Source organism: Oscillibacter valericigenes (assembly GCF_016902445.1).
In the GTDB taxonomy this organism is placed as follows: domain Bacteria; phylum Bacillota; class Clostridia; order Oscillospirales; family Oscillospiraceae; genus Oscillibacter; species Oscillibacter avistercoris.
Map to the genome: position 1 here is coordinate 1 of NZ_JACSNX010000016.1, position 18,549 is coordinate 18,549.

The following is an 18,549-nucleotide window of genomic DNA, read 5'->3' on the forward strand; positions in this document are numbered from 1 at the left end:
CCCCGCCGCGCCCCGCGCGGTGGGGAGAGGAGGAGCAAGGGAGCGGGCGCAGTTTTCGCCGCAGGCGGAAACGGAGCTGAGCGGACTTTGCGACGACGACAATGGGGGGCGCATCCCGCATGGACAATGCCCCCTGGCGGGAGCCAGTCTCCCCGGGCGGTTGATGACCGCCCCTACACCTCTGCCGGAAGCGTTTCCGGCATCGAAAGAGAAACCTCTCCTGAAAGGAGTCAATCATACCCATCATGCAGGATAAGATCATCGTCAAAGGCGCCCGCGCCAATAATCTGAAGAACATCGACGTCACCATCCCCCGGGACAAGCTGGTGGTCATGACGGGCCTCTCCGGCTCCGGCAAGTCCTCCCTGGCCTTCGACACCATCTATGCCGAGGGCCAGCGGAGGTATGTGGAGTCCCTCAGCTCCTATGCCCGGATGTTCCTGGGCCAGATGGACAAGCCCGACGTGGACTATATCGAGGGCCTGAGCCCCGCCATCTCCATCGACCAGAAGACCACCAGCAAGAACCCCCGGTCCACCGTGGGCACGGTGACGGAGATCTACGACTACCTCCGCCTGCTGTGGGCCCGGGTGGGCACCCCCCACTGCCCCAAGTGCGGCAGGAAGATCAAGCAGCAGACCATCGACCAGATCATCGACCAGGTCCTCTCCCTGCCGGAGGGCACCCGCATCCAGGTGATGGCCCCCGTCATCCGGGGCAAGAAGGGCGAGCACACCAAGATCTTCGAGGACGCCAAGCGCTCCGGCTACGTCCGGGCCCGGGTGGACGGGAACCTGTACGAGCTGGACGAGGAGATCAAGCTGGAGAAGAACAAGAAGCACACCATCGAGATCGTGGTGGACCGGCTCATCATCCGCCCGGACATCCAGCAGCGACTGACGGACAGCGTGGAGACCGCCTCCGGCCTCACCGGCGGGCTGGTGGTCATCAACCTCCTGCGGGAGGAGCAGGACCTGATGTTCTCCCAGAACTACGCCTGCGAGGACTGCGGCATCTCGATTGAGGAATTGACGCCCCGGATGTTCTCCTTCAACAACCCCTTCGGCGCCTGCCCCACCTGCACGGGCCTGGGCAGCCAGCTGAAGGCGGACCCGGACCTGATCGTGCCGGACAAGTCCCTGTCCATCCTGGAGGGGGCCATCCAGGCCAGCGGCTGGAACAACATCCGGGGGGACGGCATCTCCCGGATGTACTTCGACGCCCTGGCGAAGAAATATCACTTCTCCCTGACAGACCCCTGGGAGACGCTGCCGGAGGAGGTGCGCAGCATCATCCTCTACGGCACCGGCGGGGAGAAGCTGGAGCTCCACTACGACCAGCCCCGGGGCAAGGGCGTGCTGTACCAGCCCTTTGAGGGCATCTGCAACAACGTGGAGCGCCGGTATCAGGAGACCCAGTCCGACGCCAGCAAGCGGGAGCTGGAGGAGGCGATGGCCGAGTGCCCCTGCCCGGACTGCAAGGGCAAGCGGCTGAAAAAGGAGTCCCTGGCGGTGACTGTGGGAGACAAGGACATCGACGCCCTGACCCGCATGTCCGTGGTGGACGAGCTCCAATGGGTGGACCGGCTGGAGCTGACTCACCAGCAGCACCTGATCGCGGACCGGATCCTGAAGGAGATCAAGTCCCGGCTGGGGTTCCTCCGGTCCGTGGGATTGGGATATCTGACCCTCTCCCGCAGCGCCGGCACCCTCTCCGGCGGCGAGAGCCAGCGGATCCGCCTGGCTACCCAAATCGGCTCTTCCCTGATGGGGGTGCTGTATATCTTGGATGAGCCCTCCATCGGCCTGCACCAGCGGGACAACGACAAGCTGCTGGCCACCCTGAAAAACCTCCGGGACCTGGGCAACACGCTGCTGGTGGTGGAGCACGACGAGGACACCATGCGGGCGGCGGACTACCTGATCGACATCGGCCCCGGTGCCGGCATCCATGGCGGCGAGGTGGTGGCCGCCGGCACGCCGGAGGAGGTCATGGCCAACCCCAACAGCCTGACGGGCCAGTACCTCTCCGGCAAGAAAAAGATCCCCGTGCCGGAGACCCGGCGGCCGGGGAACGGCAAGTGCCTGAAGGTCATCGGCGCGGCGGAGAACAACCTGCGCCACATCGACGTGGAGTTCCCCCTGGGGACGCTCACCGTGGTGACCGGTGTGTCCGGCAGCGGCAAGAGCTCCCTGGTGAATGAGATCCTGTTCAAGCGCCTGGGGGTGGAGCTGAACCGGATGAAGGTCCACCCCGGCAAGTGTGACCGGATCGAGGGCATCGAGCATCTGGACAAGGTGGTGGACATCGACCAGAGCCCCATCGGCCGGACGCCCCGGTCCAACCCCGCCACCTACACCGGGCTGTTCAACGACATCCGGGACCTGTTTGCCTCCACCCAGGAGGCCAAAAGCCGGGGCTACGGCCCGGGGCGGTTCTCCTTCAACGTCCGGGGCGGCCGGTGCGAGGCCTGCTCCGGCGACGGCGTGCTGAAGATCGAGATGCACTTCCTGCCGGACATCTTCGTGCCCTGCGAGGTGTGCAACGGCAGGCGGTACAACCGGGAGACCCTGGAGGTCCGGTACAAGGGCAAGAACATCGCCGACGTGCTGGAGATGACCGTGGACGAGGCGGTGGAGTTCTTCGCCCCCCTGCCCAAGATCCGGAACAAGCTCCAGACCCTCCAGGACGTGGGCCTGGGATATGTGAAGCTGGGACAGCCCTCCACGGAGCTCTCCGGCGGCGAGGCCCAGCGGGTGAAGCTGGCCACGGAGCTCAGCAAGATCGCCACCGGCCGGACCATCTATATCCTGGACGAGCCCACCACCGGCCTCCACACCGACGACGTACGCAAGCTGCTGGAGGTCCTCCAGCGGCTGGTGGAAGGCGGCAACACCGTGGTGGTCATCGAGCACAACCTGGACGTCATCAAGTGCGCCGACCACCTCATCGACCTGGGCCCCGAGGGGGGCGACGGCGGCGGCACGGTGGTCGTCACGGGGACGCCGGAGGAAGTGGCCGCCTGTCCGGCCAGCTTCACAGGCCAGTACCTGAAGAAGGACCTGGAGCGGTAACGGAAGAAAAGAAGGGCCTCCGCCAACGGCGGAGGCCCTTGCCTGCAGCGGGATCAGCTCCAGAACTCCGGGAACAGCAGCTCCGAGACCACCTTCACCAGCAGCAGGACCAGAACGAGGATGACCGTGGGGCGGACGATCCTGCTGCCGTTTTTGATGGCCAGCCCTGCCCCCAGATAGTGCCCCAAGATGGAGGCCGCGGCGGACACCAGACCCACGCCCACCACCACGGTCCCGGCCAGCAGGGCGGAGCACAGGCTCCCCAGGTTGGAGGCCAGGTTGATGATCTTGACGCCGCCGGCGGCGTGGCGGGTGTCCATGTTGGCCAGACGGATGAAGATCAGCATCAGGAACGTGCCGGTGCCGGGGCCGTAGTACCCGTCGTAGGCACCGATGACCAGGGCGGCGGTCCAGACGATCAGGGCCTGCCGCCGGGGGGAGATGGGGGCCGGCTCCTCCGGCCAGGTCTTGGTCCGCAGGGTGAAGAAGGCCACCACCGGCAGCACCGCCAGCAGCAGGTATTTCAGCACCACATCCGGCGTGCGGAGCTGCAGCTGGGTGCCGCAGACGGAGCCCAGCACCGCCAGTCCCGCCGCCGGCAGGAACAGCCGCCAGTGGACATAGCCGTGGCGGATGAAGCGCCCGGTGGAGAAGATGGTGCCGATGCCGGCGGAGAGCTTGTTGGTGCCCAGCACATAATAGGTGGGCAGGCCGGAGAAGGCCATCAGGTACACCGGCACGGAGATGATCCCGCCGCCCCCGGCGATGGCGTCCATGAAGGAGGCCAGAAAGACGCCGGCGCAGATCAGGAGGACCACCCACAGGGGAAAGCCGTCCAATGTGACTTCTGTGAAAAGGGAGAGGACTGAGTCCAGCATGGAGCGCGCCTCCTGAAGCAGATGTGACAAAATCGGACTCATTATACCAGCTCCGGCAGCCCCTGGCAAGAGGCCGGGAGGCGCATCCGGGCGGAAAAACGCCGCGGCCGGAAAGAAATCCCGCCGGAACGGTTGTTTTTCCGGCGGGTCTGTGATACTGTGGAAACTGGCGGAGTTTGTTCCGCCGCAGAAAATGCTCAAAGAAAGTTGAGGATCACCTATGTCAAACATCAAGAACGTCGCCATGATCACCGTGTGCGGGCGGCCCAACGTGGGCAAGTCCAGCCTGACCAACGCCCTGGTGGGGGAGAAGGTCGCCATCGTCTCCAACAAGGCCCAGACCACCCGGAACCGCATCTACGGCGTGGTGAACCGGGAGGACACCCAGTATATCCTGCTGGACACCCCGGGCCTCCACAAGCCCAAGTCCGCCCTGGGGGACTACATGGTGAAGGTCGTCACCTCCAGCCTGTCCGACGTGGACTGCGCGCTGCTGCTGGTGGAGCCCATCCCCCATGTGGGCGGCCCGGAGCAGGCCCTCATCGACCGCATCCGGGAGGAGAAGCTCCCCTGCATCCTCTGTGTCAACAAGATCGACACCGTGGAGCCGGCGGAGCTGCTGCCGGTGATCGCCGCCTATAATGAAGCATGGGACGGCTTTGACGCCATCATCCCCATCTCCGCCCACACCGGCAGCGGTCTGGACGATTTGATGAAGGAGCTGCGGAAGTACGCCCAAGAGGGCCCCCAGCTGTTCCCGGACGGCATGACGACCGACCAGCCGGAGCGGCAGGTGATGGGGGAGATCCTGCGGGAGAAGCTGCTGCTGTGCCTGGACAAGGAGATCCCCCACGGCACGGCGGTGGAGATCACCAAGTTCTCCGAGCGGGACAGCGGTGTCATCGACGTGGACGCCACCATCTACTGCGAGAAGGCCAGCCACAAGGGCATCATCATCGGCAAGCAGGGGGCCATGCTGAAAAAGATCAGCTCCCTGGCCCGGCAGGACATGGAGAAGTTCATGGGCACCAAGGTGTACCTGGAGACTTGGGTCAAGGTCAAGGAGAACTGGAGAGATAACGTCAATTACGTGCGGAGCTTCGGGTACCGGGATGAATGAGATCGTCTGATGGAAGATCTTGGAAGAGGACCGGACATTCCCAGCCATAGAATCCGACAAATTTCGCAGACTACTCCAAAAGGAGGTCTGCGGAATGGACACGCAAAGACTCTGGGAGTGTTTCTGCCTCACCGGCGAGCCGCTGGTGTACCTGCTGTATCAGGCCGCCAGGGACCGGGAGGCCGCCGGACCAGCCGGCGCATGAAACGGGGAGCGGACGCTCTCCATACATAGTAGGGAGGGAGCAACGTGGCCGAGCGGGCCTACATCGTCACAAAGGGCGTGGTCCTGCGGGAGACAGAGACGAAAGAGGCGGACAAGATCCTGACGCTGCTGACGGCGGACCGGGGCAAGATCTCCGTCATCGCCCGGGGCGTCCGGCGCAAAAGCTGCAAGTATGCCGCCTGCGCCCAGCAGCTGGCCTACTCCGAGTGGACGCTGTACCAAAAAGGCGACTGGTACTACGCCAACGAGGGAACTACCATAGAGCTGTTCAACGGCCTGCGGACGGACCTGGAGGCCCTGGCTCTGGGCTGCTACTTCGCGGAGCTGACGGAGGCGGTGACGGCCGCCGAATCCCCTGCCGGACCGCTGCTGTCCCACCTGCTGAACGGGCTGTACGCCCTCTCCGCTTTACACAAGCCACCGGCCCTGGTAAAGCCCGCCTTTGAGATCAAGCTGCTGTGCCTGGCGGGGTACGAGCCCCTGGCGGACAGCTGCGCCTACTGCGGCCGTCCGGACCCGGAGCAGCCTCTGCTGGACGTGGTCCAGGGCGTCCTGCGGTGCCGGAGCTGCGGCGCCCGGGAGAACGCCCTCTCCATGCCCCTGTGCCCGGACTCCCTGGCGGCTCTGCGGCATATCGTGTACGGAGACCCCAAGCGGCTCTACTCCTTCCGGCTGACGGGCCCGGCCCTGGAGCGGCTCTCCGCCGCGGCGGAGGCCTTTGCGGCCGCCCAGCTGGAGCGGGGGTTCCGGACGCTGGACTTTTACAAGAGCCTCCAGCCGCCGGAAATGCCGTCGAAATAAGATACATCTTGTATTGAATTTGCAAATTTATACGAAACGGAGCGGACTATGACGGAATTTGTCTTCGGCCCCTACCGGCTGGAGGTGGACGTGGAAGCTACCCGGGCCTGGTATGACCGTTACGGCGACGCCACCGGCGGCTGTGACTGCGCCTACTGCCGGAATTTTACAGCGGCGGTGGAGACCCTGCCGCCGGAGGTGGGGGAATTTCTGGCTCGACTGGGACTGGACCTCCGGAGACCGGGAGACGCCTCCGAGTGCGGCCCGGTGGAGGGCGGACGGCTGTACACCCCCCTCTGGCATCTAGCGGGACGCCTGCTGGAAGAGGGGGAGGAGCCGCTCCTGCTGGCACAGGGGGTCAAGGCCTGGTTTGCAACAGGCCAGGGGCCGTTTCTCCGGGATTTCCCGGAGCCCTTTTTCCAGTGCGGCTTGGAGTTGACCCTGCCCTGGGTCCTGGCGGAGCCGGAACCCTGAAATAGACGACCATCAAGCAAAAACCCTTGACAGGAGAACCGAACCATGAGTGACCTATTTGACAAATCCCTCCGCACCCTGGAGCTGCCCCGGGTGCTGGAGCTGCTGAGCGAGCAGGCGGTCAGCGCCGAGGCCAAACAGCGGGCCCTGCGCCTGCGGCCGGAGACGGAGCCGGAGGAGGTGCTGCGGCTGCTGGACCAGACCGACGCGGCCCGGAATTTGATCGGCCTGCGGGGCAGCCCTTCCTTTTCCGGCGTGAAGCCGGTGGCGGAGGCCCTGGACCGGGCGGACCGGGGCGGCGCCCTGAACACCCGGGAGCTGCTGACCATCGCCGATCTGCTGACCGCCGCCCGCCGGGCCAAGGAGTACTTCAACGACGAGGCGGCGGAGAAGACCGCCATCGACCACCTGTTCCTCTCCCTCCACGGCAACCGCTTTCTGGAGGAGAAGATCAAGCGGGCCATCCCGGACGAGGACACCATCGCCGATGCCGCCAGCACGGAGCTGGCGGACATCCGCCGCCACATGCGGGCGGCCCAGGCCAAGAGCCGCCAGATCCTGCAGCGGATCATCTCCTCTCCCAGCTACGGGAAGATCCTGCAGGAGACCATCATCACCCAGCGGGACGGCCGCTTCGTGGTGCCGGTGAAGGCGGAGCACAAGGGCGACCTGCCGGGGCTGGTCCACGACATCTCCTCCACCGGCGCCACGCTGTTCGTGGAGCCCATGGGCGTGGTCCAGGCCAACAACGAGTTCATCGAGCTCCAGGCCAAGGAGCAGAAGGAGATCGACCGCATCCTGGCGGAGTTCTCCGCCGAGGCCGCCGCCCACCGGGAGGACATCCAGTGGGACTACGACACCCTGGTCCACCTGGACCTGATCTTCGCCCGGGGTCAGCTGAGCTACAAGATGAACGCCGTCCGGCCGGAGGTCCGCCGGGACGGGGCCATCCGCCTCCGCAAGGCCCGCCACCCTCTGCTGGACCCCAAGACGGCGGTGCCCATCGACATCGAGCTGGGGGACACCTTCGACACCCTGGTGATCACCGGCCCCAATACCGGCGGCAAGACGGTGACCCTGAAGACCCTGGGCCTGCTGACGCTGATGACCCAGTGCGGTCTCCACATCCCGGCGGCGGACCGCAGCGCCGTGTCCGTCTATGAGCGGGTGCTGGCGGACATCGGCGACGAGCAGAGCATCGAGCAGAGCCTCTCCACCTTCTCCGCCCACATGGTGAACATCGTGGAGATCTTGAAGGAGGCGGACCGGCACAGCCTGGTGCTGTTCGACGAGCTGGGGGCCGGCACGGACCCGGTGGAGGGCGCGGCCCTGGCCATCGCCGTCATCCAGCATGTGCGGCATCTGGGGGCCAGGGTGGCCGCCACCACCCACTACGCGGAATTAAAGACCTTCGCTATGACCACGGCGGGGGTGGAGAACGCCTCCTGCGAGTTCGACGTGGAGACACTGGCCCCCACCTACCGGCTGCTGATCGGCATCCCCGGCAAATCCAACGCCTTCGCCATCTCCCGGCGGCTGGGGCTGCCGGAGGACGTCATCGCCGCCGCCCAGGAGCAGATGAGCGGCGAGAGCGTCCGGTTCGAGGACATCCTGACCCAGCTGGAGGAAAAGCGCCAGGCCCTGGAGAAGCGGGAGCAGGAGGCGGACCGCCTGCTGCGCCAGCGGGAGGAGGACGCACGCAAGGCCAGGGAGTTCCGGGACCAGATGGAGCGGGCCAAGGACAACGCCCGGGGCCGGGGCGAGGCGGAGGCCAAGCGCATCCTGCGGGACGCCCGGGCCGCGGCGGACCAGGTGTTCCAGGAGCTCAGCGAAATGCGGAAGGCCCAGGCCCGGGCGGACCGGGCCCTGAACGAGAACGAGGCCCGGGCGGCCCTCCGGCGGACGCTGAACGAGGCGGAGGAGGCCGTGTCCAAGCGCGACGCCCGGCAGGAGCCCATTCCCAAGCCCAGCCGGCCCATCCGGGCCGGAGACCTGGTGGAGTTCCCCGGCGTCCGCCAGCCGGCGGAGGTGGTGTCCGTGGGCAAGGACGGAACCCTCCAGCTGAAGGCCGGTATTTTGAAGATGAAGGCCAAGGCGGATGAGGTGCGGCTCATCGAGGACGACGAGCGGGCCGCCCGGAAGAAGACGCCCTCCGTCACCATCCGGCAGAACGCCGACCGGGCCCTGCGGGCCTCTGCCGCCCGGGAACTGGACATCCGGGGGATGGAGACGCTGGAGGCGGAGAGCGTGGTGGAAAACTTCCTCTCCGCCGCCGTGATGGGCAAGCTGGAGACCGTGACCATCATCCACGGCAAGGGCACCGGCGCCCTGCGGAAGGCGGTCCACGACATCCTGCGCCGGAACAAGGCGGTGAAGAGCTTCCGCCTGGGCGTCTACGGCGAGGGCGAGTCCGGCGTCACCGTGGTGACACTGAAGTGAGGAGAACACCATGGCATTGACCTTTCGATTTGCGGAAGAGTGCGACACGCCGCTGATCCTGGAATTCATCCGGGAGCTGGCGGACTATGAGCGCCTGCTGGACCAGGTGGTGGCGGACGAGGCCACCCTCCGGGATCAGCTGTTTGAGAAGCACCATGCGGAAGTCCTCTTTGCACTGGAGGACGGGGCGGAGGTGGGCTTTGCCCTGTTTTTCCACAACTTCTCCACCTTTCTGGGCCGGGCGGGACTGTATCTGGAGGACCTGTACGTCCGGCCGGAGCACCGGGGGAAGGGCCACGGCAAGGCCCTTTTCCATCAGCTGGCGGCCATCGCCGAGGAGCGGGGCTGCGGCCGGCTGGAGTGGTGGTGCCTGAACTGGAACACCCCCAGCATCGGCTTTTACAAGTCCCTGGGGGCGGAGGCCATGGAGGACTGGACCGTCTACCGTCTCGCTGGTCAAGCCCTGCGGCGGCTGGCGGAGCCGGAATCCCCGGTTGCGGAAACCGGCGGAGTTTGATATACTGGTCTCACACAAAAAACCGTTTGGAAATTACACAATGAGGTGATCCTATGCAAGAGCTTGCAAAGCAGTTCCACATTGCCTGCGCCCAGGGAGACATCGGCCGCTACTGCATCCTGCCCGGCGATCCGGGCCGGGTCCCGGCCATCGCCGCCCTGTTTGACGACGCCAAGCAGATCGCGTATAACCGGGAGTTCAACGTCTGGACCGGCACCCTGCTGGGGGAGAAGGTCACTGCCTGCTCCACCGGCATCGGCGGCCCCTCCGCCTCCATCGCCATGGAGGAGCTCCACAAGTGCGGCGCGGATACGTTCATCCGCACCGGCACCTGCGGCGGCATCGCCCTGGATGTCCAGTCCGGCGACGTGGTGGTGGCCACCGGCGCCATCCGGTATGAGCACACCAGCCGGGAGTACGCCCCCATCGAATTCCCGGCGGTGGCGGACTTCCAGGTGGTGAATGCTCTGGTGGAGGCCACGAAGAAGCTGGGCTTCCCCCTGCACACCGGCATCGTCCAGTGCAAGGACAGCTTCTACGGCCAGCATGACCCCGCCGCCTCTCCCGTGTACTATGAGCTCCAGCAGAAGTGGGAGTCCTGGAAGCGGCTGGGCGTTTTGGCCAGCGAGATGGAGTCCGCCGCCCTGTTCGTGGTGGCGGCGGCTCTGGGCTGCCGCTGCGGCTCCTGCTTCCACGTGGTGTGGAACCAGGAGCGGGAGGCCGCCGGCCTGGATCAGAAGATGAGCGAGGACACGTCCTCCTCCGTGAAGGTGTCCGTGGAGGCCCTGAAGCTGCTGATCGAGGCGGACCGCAAGGCCGGCCGGTGATCGACTGTGTTCTTCAAAAAAAGATGCCCGGAAAGTTCCGGGCATCTTTTTTAAATTCCTTATTGACAAGTTTACTTGGTATGTGCTATGCTCTGATTGCAAAGAAAACTTGGTAAAACAACAAGCAAACTGGGTAAGGAGGCTTGAGATGGATCGGGATGAGATCTTGCGGCGCAGCCGCGCGGAGAAAGAGGACGAAGGGAATACCTTTCTGGAGAACAAGGGGCGCCGGTGGGGCATGGTCGGCTTCTGTGCCATGACCATCGTGCTATTGGTGTTCAATTTGGCCACTGGCCAGAACAGCTACAGTGTCCTGGCCATGTTCTGGAGCTATATTGCTCTGGAGGCGTGGGCGAAGTATCGGGTGAGCCGCCGGCATACATTCCTGACTGTGGCGGTGCTGGCAGCATTCAGTTCCCTTTGCTTCCTGGCCTGCCATGTACTGGGGGTGCTGCGTTGAGGAACCGAATTTCAGAACGCTGGGCGGAAACCGCCCTGGCGGGAGCGTCCGCTCTGGCGCTGGCCGGCGCGCTGCTCCGTCTGGCGCCCGCGTCCCCGCCGGACTGGACTGCTTTGTGGAACGCCATAACAGCCCTGCCCTGGGGCGGCCCGCTGTGGCTGCTGCTGCGAGCGGCCCTGACCCTGGCGGGCACGGTTTTTTAGAACTGTCAAAAGGAGAAGAAAACAATGGAAGAGAAATTGAGCCGGGAGGAAATCCTGGAGAAGAGCCGGCAGGAGAACCGGAAGGGCGACGAGCGGGAGCGGACCATCCGCATGGAGGGGGAGTCCTTCAGCCTGCTGTTCACGCTTTTGATGGGGCTGATCCTGCTGTTCTGGAAGCGGGCCCACGGCCTGCCGCACGAGGATGTGATGTGCATGTTCTGGACCGCCTGCGTGGCCAACCGGGTCTACCGGCTGACCCGGCGGCAGGACACCTCCGACATCGTGACACTGCTGATCTCCCTTGCACTTTTGATCTGGAATCTGGTAAAATTCTTTCAAATGACCTGAGGAGGAGATGGCGGTATGGACCGGGACGAGATCCTGAAAAAAGCCCAGGCGGGGAAGATTGGCATGGACGAACGGGAGCAGCAGGTGCTGGGGCTGTCCTTCGGCATCGGCGGCATCCTGACGGTGCTGCTGTGCGTCGCCCTCACTGTCGCGCGGCTGATCAGCGGGCAGGATGCCTATGACTACACGGCTATCGTGTTTTTGTATCTGGCGGGCACGGAGCTGCACCTGTATTGGAAGACCCGGCGGCGGGGCGCGGCGCTGCTGGCCGCCGGCTGCGGCCTGGTGTGCGCTGGCAACCTGGCCATGCTTCTGCTGGGGTGACGTCATGGATGATCAGCTGATTTTGAAAAACCGGTTGAAGGTGGCCCGGGCGGAGAAGGGGCTGTCCCAGACCCAGCTGGCGGAGCTGGTGGGCGTGTCCCGCAACACCATCAGCTCCATCGAGACGGGACAGTTCAACCCCACTGCCAAGCTGGCGCTGATCCTCTGCATTGCGCTGGACAAGAAGTTTGAGGATCTGTTTTACTTTGAGTGAGATCAAGAAAGGAGAGCCAGCCATGGAGCGGGACGAGATTTTGGAGAAATACCGCCGGGAGGGCGTGGACGAGGGCCGGGAGGAGGCCAACCGCCGGGGAGATGACGCGGGCTTTTACGCCATGTGCGTCCTGGCGCTGCTGCTGATGCTCTATCAGGCGTTTGCCGGACAGGTTTTTGGGGACGTGGCGGCGGTGCTGTTTGTATTCAGCTCTGTCGGGTCCTTCGCCCGGTACCGGACAGACCGGGACCGGTTCTTTCTGGGCATGGGCATTTTCACCGGCGTGCTGTGCCTGGGCTGCCTGGGATGGTATCTGTGGCACACGCTGTAAAAAAGCAGGCGGCGCTGGAAAGCGCCGCCTGTCTGCTTATCGCTTCCGCACCGGGTAGCACACCTCGGTGACGAACGCATCGGGATCCCGGGTCTCCCGGGGGCTCACGTGGTAGATGTTGAAGAACGGCCCGCCGAACGCATAGCCGTTGGCCTCTGCCCAGGCGGCCACCGCCTGGTTCACCTCGCCGATCTGATGGTATCCGCCCTGGAAGGTGGCGGAGGCCACCGTCACCGGCAGGACGGTCTTGAATTTCACGTGCGCCGTGTCGGGATAGGTGCCCTTTACCGTCTTCTGGATCTCCACGTCCACGTCCGACTCCTTGTACTCCCCGTCGTGAAAGACGCTGACGCACAGAGGCGGATCTCCGTCCTGGATCCGCAGGGAGGCGGTCTCCTGAGCGAAGATGTGCCACAGGTCCCCCTCCCGGCCGTAGCCGGGGAGGATCTGGCGGACGCTGGCTACCTGCCGCTCCGGCAGGGTTTTGATGGTGACATCGTATTTCATGGGTGCTTCTTCCTTTCTCAGCCGATCAATGGCTGTGTCCAGGAGCCGCAGCTGGTCCGACGCCTGCCGGATGGACGCCTCTACCGCCGCCCGCCGGGCCTGCAGCCGCCGCTCCATGGCGTCCCGGTCCTCCCAGCAGGCCAGCAGCGATGCCGTGTCCGCCAGGGAGAACCCCAGGCACCGCAGGGCGGTGATGCGGCTGGCGGCCAGCAGCTGGGCGGCCGCGTACCGGCGGTAGCCGGTCCAGGGGTCGATGTGCTCCGGTACCAGCAGGCCGATCTCGTCGTAGTGGCGCAGCATGCGGATGCTGATCCTGGACAGTTTTGAAAATTCTCCGATCTTGAACATAGGTCCCTCCGCATATATGCGTATTTTTGAGCTCACGATCATGGTAAGCCCTGCCACTGTGTGAGAGTCAAGCCTCGATTTGAAAAACCGGCCCGCGGGATCGCTCCCGTGGGCCGGTGACATTCAGCTGCGGTTTTCTACGATGTGGACGTTCAGGTGGTCATAGGTCATCTCCACGCCGAACTCCTGGAAGGCGTCCCGCAGATGCTCCCCCAGGGCCAGATAGGCGCCCCACCAGTTCTCCGGCGTGGCCCAGCAGTAGACGGTGTACTGGATGGAGCTCTCCTGATAGGCGGTGAGGTAGACGGCGGGGGGCGGATCATCCAGCAGGTTGTCCGTCAGCTCCAGAGCCCGCCGGCAGGCGGCCTTGACAGTCTCCGTGGGCGCGTCGTAGGAGGCGGTGACCTTCTGCACCACCCGCCGCCGGCCCAGCACGGTGTAATTGGTCATCTGGGAGGAGGCCAGCTCCTTGTTGGGCAGCATCACCAGATGCCCGTCCGGCGTCACCAGCTTGGTGTGGTTGAGGCTGATCTCATGGACAGTTCCGGATACGCCGCTGACCTCCACATAGTCCCCGATGGAGAAGGGACGGGAGGAGAGGATCACCAGCCCGCCGGCCACATTGCCCAAAATGTCCTCCGCCGCCAGGGTGACGCCCAGGGAGCCCACCGACAGCAGCGCCACCAGAGAGGTCATGGGGATGTTCAGGCTCTCCGCCACGATCAGCACGGTGACGATATACAGGATCAGCTTCACGCCGGTGAGAAGGTACTTCTGGATGCGCTCATCCAGCTTGGTCCGGGCCAGCAGCCGCCGCAGCAGCTTGCCCAGCAGGTGGACAACCACCAGGCAGATCACCAGCGTGGCTGCTGCGGAGAGGATCACGCTGATGGAGAACTTACCGAGCGCGTTGGTAAAGGTAGAAGTGAGGTCCGGCATACAAAGCGCCCCTTTGCATCAGATTAAGAAAAGCATACCGGAAAGCGGCGGAAAAGTCAACGCCGCCGGAGACAGCGGCCGGTACGGGCGGGGAAGGCCGGCCGGCTAAAATCGATATTTTCAACTTAAGCCTTGTTCGCAGAAATACCACCCAACCGGCCTTCTGGCCGGCGGCGCTTTTGCGCCGTACAAGCATTTTCGCCGCAGGCGAAAATCTTGGCGCAGGCGGAATTCACTTCCGCCGAGCATTTCAAATTCTCCCGGTTACCATAAAAATAACCACACCCGCAGGTGTGGTTATTTTTATGGTGCGCGAGGCGGGACTTGAACCCGCACGTCCGTAATGGACACTAGAACCTGAATCTAGCGAGTCTGCCAATTCCACCACTCGCGCGTCGTATGAACTTTTGCTCCCGTCAGATCCCCGTTGGGGTGTTCCACCGGAAGGGAGCCCTCCGGTGGAACGTGGTGCGCGAGGCGGGACTTGAACCCGCACGTCCGTAATGGACACTAGAACCTGAATCTAGCGAGTCTGCCAATTCCACCACTCGCGCATAGAGCGGCATCTTTTCTAAGGATGCCAAATGGTGCGGCTGACGGGATTTGAACCCACACGTCGATTCGGACACCAGCACCTCAAGCTGGCCTGTCTACCAGTTCCAGCACAGCCGCAAATGTTTGTCCCTTAAAAAAGACTGCTTGATTATTATAGCCAGACCAAGCGCAATTGTCAACCATTTTTCGCGCTTCCTGTGAAAAAAATTCCAGAGGCCAAAACGCCCGGGCCGCCCTGCGGACGGCCCGGGCCGAGGAAGACGGGGATCTTTACCGCTGGTCCATGGGGGTATAGGAGCGGTGCTCCTCCACGCACTCGTACCGGGGCCGGATCAGCTTGCCGCCGATGGAGAGCTCCTCCATCCGGTGGGCGCTCCAGCCGGAGATCCGGGCCACGGCAAAGAGGGGGGTGTACAGCTCCATGGGCAGGCCCAGCATCTCATAGACGAAGCCGCTGTAGAAGTCGATGTTGGTGGACAGCACGGACTTGTGCTGCCGCTCCATCAGCAGCTGCTTGCCGATCTTCTCCACATTGGCGTACAGAGTCAGCTCCTTCTCCAGGCCCTTCTCCGCCGCCAGGCGGGTGACATAGCCCCGGAACACCTCGCACCGGGGATCGCTCTTGGTGTACACGGCGTGGCCCAGGCCGTAGATCAGGCCGCTGCGGTCAAAGGCCTCCTTGTTGAGGAGCCGGGTGAGGTAATCCGCCACGCAGCCTTCGTCGCTCCAGTCCTGCACGTGCTCCTTGATGTCGTCCATCATGGCCATGACCTTGTTGTTGGCGCCGCCGTGGCGGGGACCCTTCAAAGACGCCATGGCTGCGGCAATGGCGGAATAGGTGTCCGTGCCGGAGGAGGTGACTACATGGTTGGTGAAGGTGGAGTTGTTGCCGCCGCCGTGGTCCGCGTGGAGCACCAGCGCCACGTCCAGCACCCGGGCCTCCAACTCCGTATAGCTGCAGTCCTCCCGCAGCATCCGCAGGAAGTTCTCCGCCGTGGACAGCTCCGGCTTGGGCACGTGGATGAACAGGCTCTCCCCCTGGCTGAACCGCCAGGCCTGATAGGCGTAAATGGCCAGCACCGGCATGTTGCTCATCAGCTGCAGACTCTGGCGCAGCACGTTTTCCAGCCCGATGTCGTTGGGCTTGTCGTCATAGCAGAACAGTGTCAGGATCGCCCGCTGCATGGTGTTCATCAGATCCCGGGGCGGGGCCTTCATGATGACATCCCGGAAGAAGTTGGTGGGCAGCGTCCGGTAAGAGGCCAGCTGGGCGCAGAAATCCTCCAGCTGAGCGGCGGTGGGCAGCTCGCCGAAGAGCAGCAGATAGGCCGTTTCCTCAAAGGCGAACCGCCGGCCCACAGAGCCCTTCACCAGCTCCCGGGCATCGATGCCCCGGTAATAGAGAATGCCGTCCTGGGGGATGATATGCTCTCCCTCCGTGACGCTGTAGGACTGGATCTCGCCCACCCGGGTCAGCCCGGTCAGAACGCCCCGGCCGTCCTCGTCCCGCAGGCCCCGCTTCACGTTGTACTCCTTGTACAGCTTGGGATCGATATAATTCTTCTTCTCCCACTGCTCCTTCAGCGCCAGGATGGCGGGCGTGATCTCACAATAGGCGTTCTCACGGTTCTCTTTCCAGACCATAGGGGATGCGCTCCTTTCGGCGGCGGTGTGCGCCGGCAACTTTGATATTTGCAATATTAGCACATAAAACTTTCATTTTCAATATAAATTTTTGTTAAAATAAAAAAATAGCAAAAAGATTTGAATTTTATAATTTTAAAACTTGCATTTTTAGAAAAAATAACAGGCAGCTCCACCGCGGCGGGGAGCTGCCTGTGCAGATTTACGGTGCCGTCCGGTCACAGCTGGGCCAGGGTCTCGCCGATGGGATCGGTGATCACCAGATCCGCCGCCAGGTCCCGGGCCACCGGGGACTTGTTGATCAGCACCAGCTTGCGGCCCCGATAGTAGCGGATCAGGCCGGCGGCGGGGTAGACGTTCAGAGAGGTGCCGCCGATGATCAGCATGTCCGCCTCTGCCAGGTAGCGGACGGACGCTTCCAGCGTCCGCTGGTCCAGTCCCTCCTCGTAGAGCACCACGTCCGGCTTGATGATGCCGCCGCAGCTGCACCGGGGCACGCCCTCCGTATGCAGGATGTGGTCCAGGCCGTAGAATTTGCCGCACCGCTCACAGTGGTTCCGGTGGACGCTGCCGTGGAGCTCCAGCACGGTCCTGCTGCCGGCGGCCTGGTGGAGCCCGTCGATGTTCTGGGTGATGACGGCCTTCAGCCTGCCCTCTGCCTCCCACTCCGCCAGCTTTTGATGGGCGGCGTTGGGCCTGGCGTCCGGGGCCAGCATCTTGGCCCGGTAGAAACGGAAAAACTCTTCGGGGTTGCTTTCGTAAAACGTATGGCTTAAAATCACTTCAGGCGGATACTTCCATTCCTGGTGGTACAGGCCGTCTGTGCTGCGGAAGTCCGGGATGCCGGACTCCGTGGATACGCCTGCGCCCCCGAAAAACACGATGTTGTCGGAGCTGTCCACCAGTTCCTTCAGCCGTTTGATCTCGTCCGTCATATCGGACCCTCCATTCCATATCCGAATGTTTTGAGACAGGAGCGCAGTATGAATATTCAGATCTTTGGTTCCTCCAAGTCCTTCGACTCCAAGAAGGCGGAGCGGTGGTTCAAGGAGCGCCGCATCAAATACCAGTATATCGACCTGCCCTCAAAGGGATTATCCCCCCGGGAGTACCAGTCCGTCAAGCAGAAAGTGGGATTCGACGCCCTGGTGAACACGAAGTGCCGGGCCTATGAGGATCTGTACATGGCCTACATCACCCCGGAAGCCCGGGAGGAGAAGCTGCTGGAGCACCCGGAGCTGTTCGTGACGCCCATCGTCCGCAACGGGCGGGAGGCCACGGTGGGCTACTGCCCGGAGATCTGGCAGACCTGGGAATAAAGCCCGGGCCGACAGGATTTTGCACCGCTGCGGCACGAAGCGGTGGTAAACTGTGCATACTAGAAGTGGGCGTGCCCGGAGAGGAGGGGACCGCATGCGGAGACGAGACTGGATGGAGCTGCCGAAAAACCGCTTCCTGCGTGGCGTCTACCTGCTGGTGCAGCGGTATCTGCGGCACAATGTGGGGATGCAGGGAGCAGCCCTGGCCTTTTATCTGCTGTTCATGATCTTTCCCCTGCTGATCTTCATCAGCTCTCTGCTGGGGCTGCTGCAGCTGGACGTGGACGCCATCCTGGCGGTGCTGGGGGAGTTCCTGCCCCGGGAGGTGGTGTCCTTCGTGGGGATGTACCTGACCTATGTGGGCCGGAATCCCAGCGTGAAGCTGCTGCTGTTCGGGCTGTTCTTCTCCCTCTACTTCCCCATGCGGGCCACCAACACGCTGATGCGCTCCGTGCGGATCGCCTACCACCTGGGACCGCCCCGGGGGGCCCTGTCCCAGCTGGTGAAGACACTGCTGTACACTGCGGTGCTCATCGCCACCATCGCCCTGACGCTGACGCTGATGAGCGTGGGGGACCGGCTGCTGCTGTACGCGGTGGACAACTTCGGCCTGCCCCGGTTCTGGGCGGCGCTGTGGGCGGACCTGCGGTTCCCGGTGGCGGCGGTGGCGGGGTATTTTGCCCTGTTCTTCCTGTACGCCCTGTCCCAGGACGGACGCCAGCCCTGGCGGAACATCTGGCCCGGCACCATGGCGGCCCTGGGGGCCTGGCTGCTGCTGAACTGGCTGTATGCCAGCTACGTGCAGAACTTTGCCGATTACTCCCTGCTGTACGGCTCCATCGGCACGGCCATCGCCCTGCTGATCTGGCTGTATATGACTGCCGTCACCCTCATCATGGGGGCGGAGCTGAACGCCACGCTGATCTCCCTGCGGAAGGACCGGGCCGGGGAATCGTAAACGATTTTTGAATCCCGGCGGCCGCCGCTTTACTTTGAGCCGCA

Annotated in this window: 20 protein-coding genes and 3 tRNA genes; 15 read left to right on the top strand and 8 right to left on the bottom strand. The window is 63.7% G+C overall.

Annotated features, from left to right (window positions below; translation table 11 throughout):
* Positions 1 to 245 precede the first annotated feature (245 nt).
* Entirely contained in the window at positions 246 to 3,074 is a 2,829-nt protein-coding gene (gene uvrA, locus H9X91_RS09910; RefSeq protein WP_204804734.1) for an excinuclease ABC subunit UvrA, read from the top strand.
* Between the two features lie 53 nt (positions 3,075 to 3,127).
* On the opposite strand, the gene H9X91_RS09915 is transcribed toward uvrA, so the two are convergent.
* The gene (locus tag H9X91_RS09915) at positions 3,128 to 3,952 is read right to left on the bottom strand and encodes a sulfite exporter TauE/SafE family protein (RefSeq protein ID WP_204804735.1); all 825 of its coding nucleotides are present in this window, start codon (positions 3,950 to 3,952) and stop codon (positions 3,128 to 3,130) included.
* A 220-nt stretch (positions 3,953 to 4,172) separates the two neighbouring features.
* Here H9X91_RS09915 and era point away from each other — a divergent pair, with 220 nt between their 5' ends.
* The 12 genes from era to H9X91_RS09975 all read left to right on the top strand — a co-directional run bounded on the left by era (position 4,173) and on the right by H9X91_RS09975 (position 12,235).
* Positions 4,173 to 5,072, top strand: coding sequence for a GTPase Era (gene era / locus H9X91_RS09920; protein ID WP_204804736.1), 900 nt, complete (start codon positions 4,173 to 4,175; stop codon positions 5,070 to 5,072).
* 249 nt (positions 5,073 to 5,321) lie between these two features.
* Positions 5,322 to 6,098, top strand: a complete 777-nt coding sequence (gene recO / locus H9X91_RS09925) for a DNA repair protein RecO (RefSeq protein ID WP_204804738.1) — start codon at positions 5,322 to 5,324, stop codon at positions 6,096 to 6,098.
* 48 nt (positions 6,099 to 6,146) lie between these two features.
* Positions 6,147 to 6,572, top strand: a complete 426-nt coding sequence (locus tag H9X91_RS09930; protein ID WP_204804740.1) for a hypothetical protein — start codon at positions 6,147 to 6,149, stop codon at positions 6,570 to 6,572.
* 45 nt (positions 6,573 to 6,617) lie between these two features.
* Positions 6,618 to 9,011, top strand: coding sequence for an endonuclease MutS2 (locus tag H9X91_RS09935; protein WP_204804742.1), 2,394 nt, complete (start codon positions 6,618 to 6,620; stop codon positions 9,009 to 9,011).
* A 10-nt stretch (positions 9,012 to 9,021) separates the two neighbouring features.
* On the top strand, positions 9,022 to 9,528 hold the full coding sequence (locus tag H9X91_RS09940) for a GNAT family N-acetyltransferase (protein ID WP_204804744.1): 507 nt from the start codon (positions 9,022 to 9,024) through the stop codon (positions 9,526 to 9,528).
* A 53-nt stretch (positions 9,529 to 9,581) separates the two neighbouring features.
* Positions 9,582 to 10,355 (top strand): uridine phosphorylase, encoded by a 774-nt coding sequence (gene udp / locus H9X91_RS09945; RefSeq protein WP_204804746.1) that lies wholly within the window; start codon positions 9,582 to 9,584, stop codon positions 10,353 to 10,355.
* 148 nt (positions 10,356 to 10,503) lie between these two features.
* Positions 10,504 to 10,815, top strand: a complete 312-nt coding sequence (locus tag H9X91_RS09950) for a DUF6442 family protein (protein WP_204804747.1) — start codon at positions 10,504 to 10,506, stop codon at positions 10,813 to 10,815.
* Complete coding sequence (locus H9X91_RS09955; protein ID WP_204804748.1) at positions 10,812 to 11,018, top strand: hypothetical protein; 207 nt, start codon at positions 10,812 to 10,814, stop codon at positions 11,016 to 11,018. Before H9X91_RS09950 ends, H9X91_RS09955 begins: the two co-directional genes overlap by 4 nt.
* 24 nt (positions 11,019 to 11,042) lie before the next feature.
* Complete coding sequence (locus tag H9X91_RS09960; RefSeq protein ID WP_204804749.1) at positions 11,043 to 11,366, top strand: DUF6442 family protein; 324 nt, start codon at positions 11,043 to 11,045, stop codon at positions 11,364 to 11,366.
* Positions 11,367 to 11,381: 15 nt separating this feature from the next.
* Positions 11,382 to 11,690, top strand: a complete 309-nt coding sequence (locus tag H9X91_RS09965; protein WP_204804750.1) for a DUF6442 family protein — start codon at positions 11,382 to 11,384, stop codon at positions 11,688 to 11,690.
* A 4-nt stretch (positions 11,691 to 11,694) separates the two neighbouring features.
* Positions 11,695 to 11,904: a helix-turn-helix transcriptional regulator gene (locus H9X91_RS09970; RefSeq protein WP_204804751.1), complete on the top strand. Its 210-nt coding sequence runs from the start codon at positions 11,695 to 11,697 to the stop codon at positions 11,902 to 11,904.
* On the top strand, positions 11,897 to 12,235 hold the full coding sequence (locus H9X91_RS09975; protein ID WP_204804753.1) for a DUF6442 family protein: 339 nt from the start codon (positions 11,897 to 11,899) through the stop codon (positions 12,233 to 12,235). Before H9X91_RS09970 ends, H9X91_RS09975 begins: the two co-directional genes overlap by 8 nt.
* A gap of 36 nt (positions 12,236 to 12,271) precedes the next feature.
* Here H9X91_RS09975 and H9X91_RS09980 read toward each other — a convergent pair whose 3' ends face one another.
* From H9X91_RS09980 to H9X91_RS10010, 7 genes are all read right to left on the bottom strand, one after another.
* On the bottom strand, positions 12,272 to 13,090 hold the full coding sequence (locus H9X91_RS09980; RefSeq protein ID WP_204804755.1) for a MerR family transcriptional regulator: 819 nt from the start codon (positions 13,088 to 13,090) through the stop codon (positions 12,272 to 12,274).
* 123 nt (positions 13,091 to 13,213) lie between these two features.
* Positions 13,214 to 14,029: a mechanosensitive ion channel family protein gene (locus tag H9X91_RS09985; protein ID WP_204804756.1), complete on the bottom strand. Its 816-nt coding sequence runs from the start codon at positions 14,027 to 14,029 to the stop codon at positions 13,214 to 13,216.
* A 306-nt stretch (positions 14,030 to 14,335) separates the two neighbouring features.
* Positions 14,336 to 14,423 (bottom strand) — tRNA-Leu (locus tag H9X91_RS09990).
* 72 nt (positions 14,424 to 14,495) lie between these two features.
* Positions 14,496 to 14,583: transfer RNA gene (locus H9X91_RS09995), tRNA-Leu, on the bottom strand.
* Between the two features lie 31 nt (positions 14,584 to 14,614).
* Positions 14,615 to 14,701 (bottom strand) — tRNA-Leu (locus H9X91_RS10000).
* Positions 14,702 to 14,854: 153 nt separating this feature from the next.
* Positions 14,855 to 16,228, bottom strand: coding sequence for a citrate/2-methylcitrate synthase (locus tag H9X91_RS10005; protein ID WP_204804757.1), 1,374 nt, complete (start codon positions 16,226 to 16,228; stop codon positions 14,855 to 14,857).
* 218 nt (positions 16,229 to 16,446) lie between these two features.
* Positions 16,447 to 17,163 (bottom strand): NAD-dependent protein deacylase, encoded by a 717-nt coding sequence (locus tag H9X91_RS10010; RefSeq protein WP_204804758.1) that lies wholly within the window; start codon positions 17,161 to 17,163, stop codon positions 16,447 to 16,449.
* A gap of 48 nt (positions 17,164 to 17,211) precedes the next feature.
* Here H9X91_RS10010 and H9X91_RS10015 point away from each other — a divergent pair, with 48 nt between their 5' ends.
* Positions 17,212 to 17,547, top strand: coding sequence for an arsenate reductase family protein (locus H9X91_RS10015; protein ID WP_204804759.1), 336 nt, complete (start codon positions 17,212 to 17,214; stop codon positions 17,545 to 17,547).
* Between the two features lie 94 nt (positions 17,548 to 17,641).
* Positions 17,642 to 18,505, top strand: a complete 864-nt coding sequence (locus H9X91_RS10020; protein ID WP_243414519.1) for a YihY/virulence factor BrkB family protein — start codon at positions 17,642 to 17,644, stop codon at positions 18,503 to 18,505.
* The last annotated feature ends 44 nt before the right edge of the window (positions 18,506 to 18,549 follow it).

What these genes read in the sequence shown, in the direction of transcription:
- uvrA (WP_204804734.1), top strand. Translation starts at nt 246, where the DNA reads ATGCAGGATAAGATCATCGTCAAAGGCGCCCGCGCCAATAATCTGAAG.
- H9X91_RS09915 (WP_204804735.1), bottom strand. Translation starts at nt 3,952, where the DNA reads ATGCTGGACTCAGTCCTCTCCCTTTTCACAGAAGTCACATTGGACGGC.
- era (WP_204804736.1), top strand. Translation starts at nt 4,173, where the DNA reads ATGTCAAACATCAAGAACGTCGCCATGATCACCGTGTGCGGGCGGCCC.
- H9X91_RS09930 (WP_204804740.1), top strand. Translation starts at nt 6,147, where the DNA reads ATGACGGAATTTGTCTTCGGCCCCTACCGGCTGGAGGTGGACGTGGAA.
- H9X91_RS09935 (WP_204804742.1), top strand. Translation starts at nt 6,618, where the DNA reads ATGAGTGACCTATTTGACAAATCCCTCCGCACCCTGGAGCTGCCCCGG.
- H9X91_RS09940 (WP_204804744.1), top strand. Translation starts at nt 9,022, where the DNA reads ATGGCATTGACCTTTCGATTTGCGGAAGAGTGCGACACGCCGCTGATC.
- udp (WP_204804746.1), top strand. Translation starts at nt 9,582, where the DNA reads ATGCAAGAGCTTGCAAAGCAGTTCCACATTGCCTGCGCCCAGGGAGAC.
- H9X91_RS09950 (WP_204804747.1), top strand. Translation starts at nt 10,504, where the DNA reads ATGGATCGGGATGAGATCTTGCGGCGCAGCCGCGCGGAGAAAGAGGAC.
- H9X91_RS09960 (WP_204804749.1), top strand. Translation starts at nt 11,043, where the DNA reads ATGGAAGAGAAATTGAGCCGGGAGGAAATCCTGGAGAAGAGCCGGCAG.
- H9X91_RS09965 (WP_204804750.1), top strand. Translation starts at nt 11,382, where the DNA reads ATGGACCGGGACGAGATCCTGAAAAAAGCCCAGGCGGGGAAGATTGGC.
- H9X91_RS09970 (WP_204804751.1), top strand. Translation starts at nt 11,695, where the DNA reads ATGGATGATCAGCTGATTTTGAAAAACCGGTTGAAGGTGGCCCGGGCG.
- H9X91_RS09980 (WP_204804755.1), bottom strand. Translation starts at nt 13,090, where the DNA reads ATGTTCAAGATCGGAGAATTTTCAAAACTGTCCAGGATCAGCATCCGC.
- H9X91_RS09985 (WP_204804756.1), bottom strand. Translation starts at nt 14,029, where the DNA reads ATGCCGGACCTCACTTCTACCTTTACCAACGCGCTCGGTAAGTTCTCC.
- H9X91_RS10005 (WP_204804757.1), bottom strand. Translation starts at nt 16,228, where the DNA reads ATGGTCTGGAAAGAGAACCGTGAGAACGCCTATTGTGAGATCACGCCC.
- H9X91_RS10010 (WP_204804758.1), bottom strand. Translation starts at nt 17,163, where the DNA reads ATGACGGACGAGATCAAACGGCTGAAGGAACTGGTGGACAGCTCCGAC.
- H9X91_RS10015 (WP_204804759.1), top strand. Translation starts at nt 17,212, where the DNA reads ATGAATATTCAGATCTTTGGTTCCTCCAAGTCCTTCGACTCCAAGAAG.
- H9X91_RS10020 (WP_243414519.1), top strand. Translation starts at nt 17,642, where the DNA reads ATGCGGAGACGAGACTGGATGGAGCTGCCGAAAAACCGCTTCCTGCGT.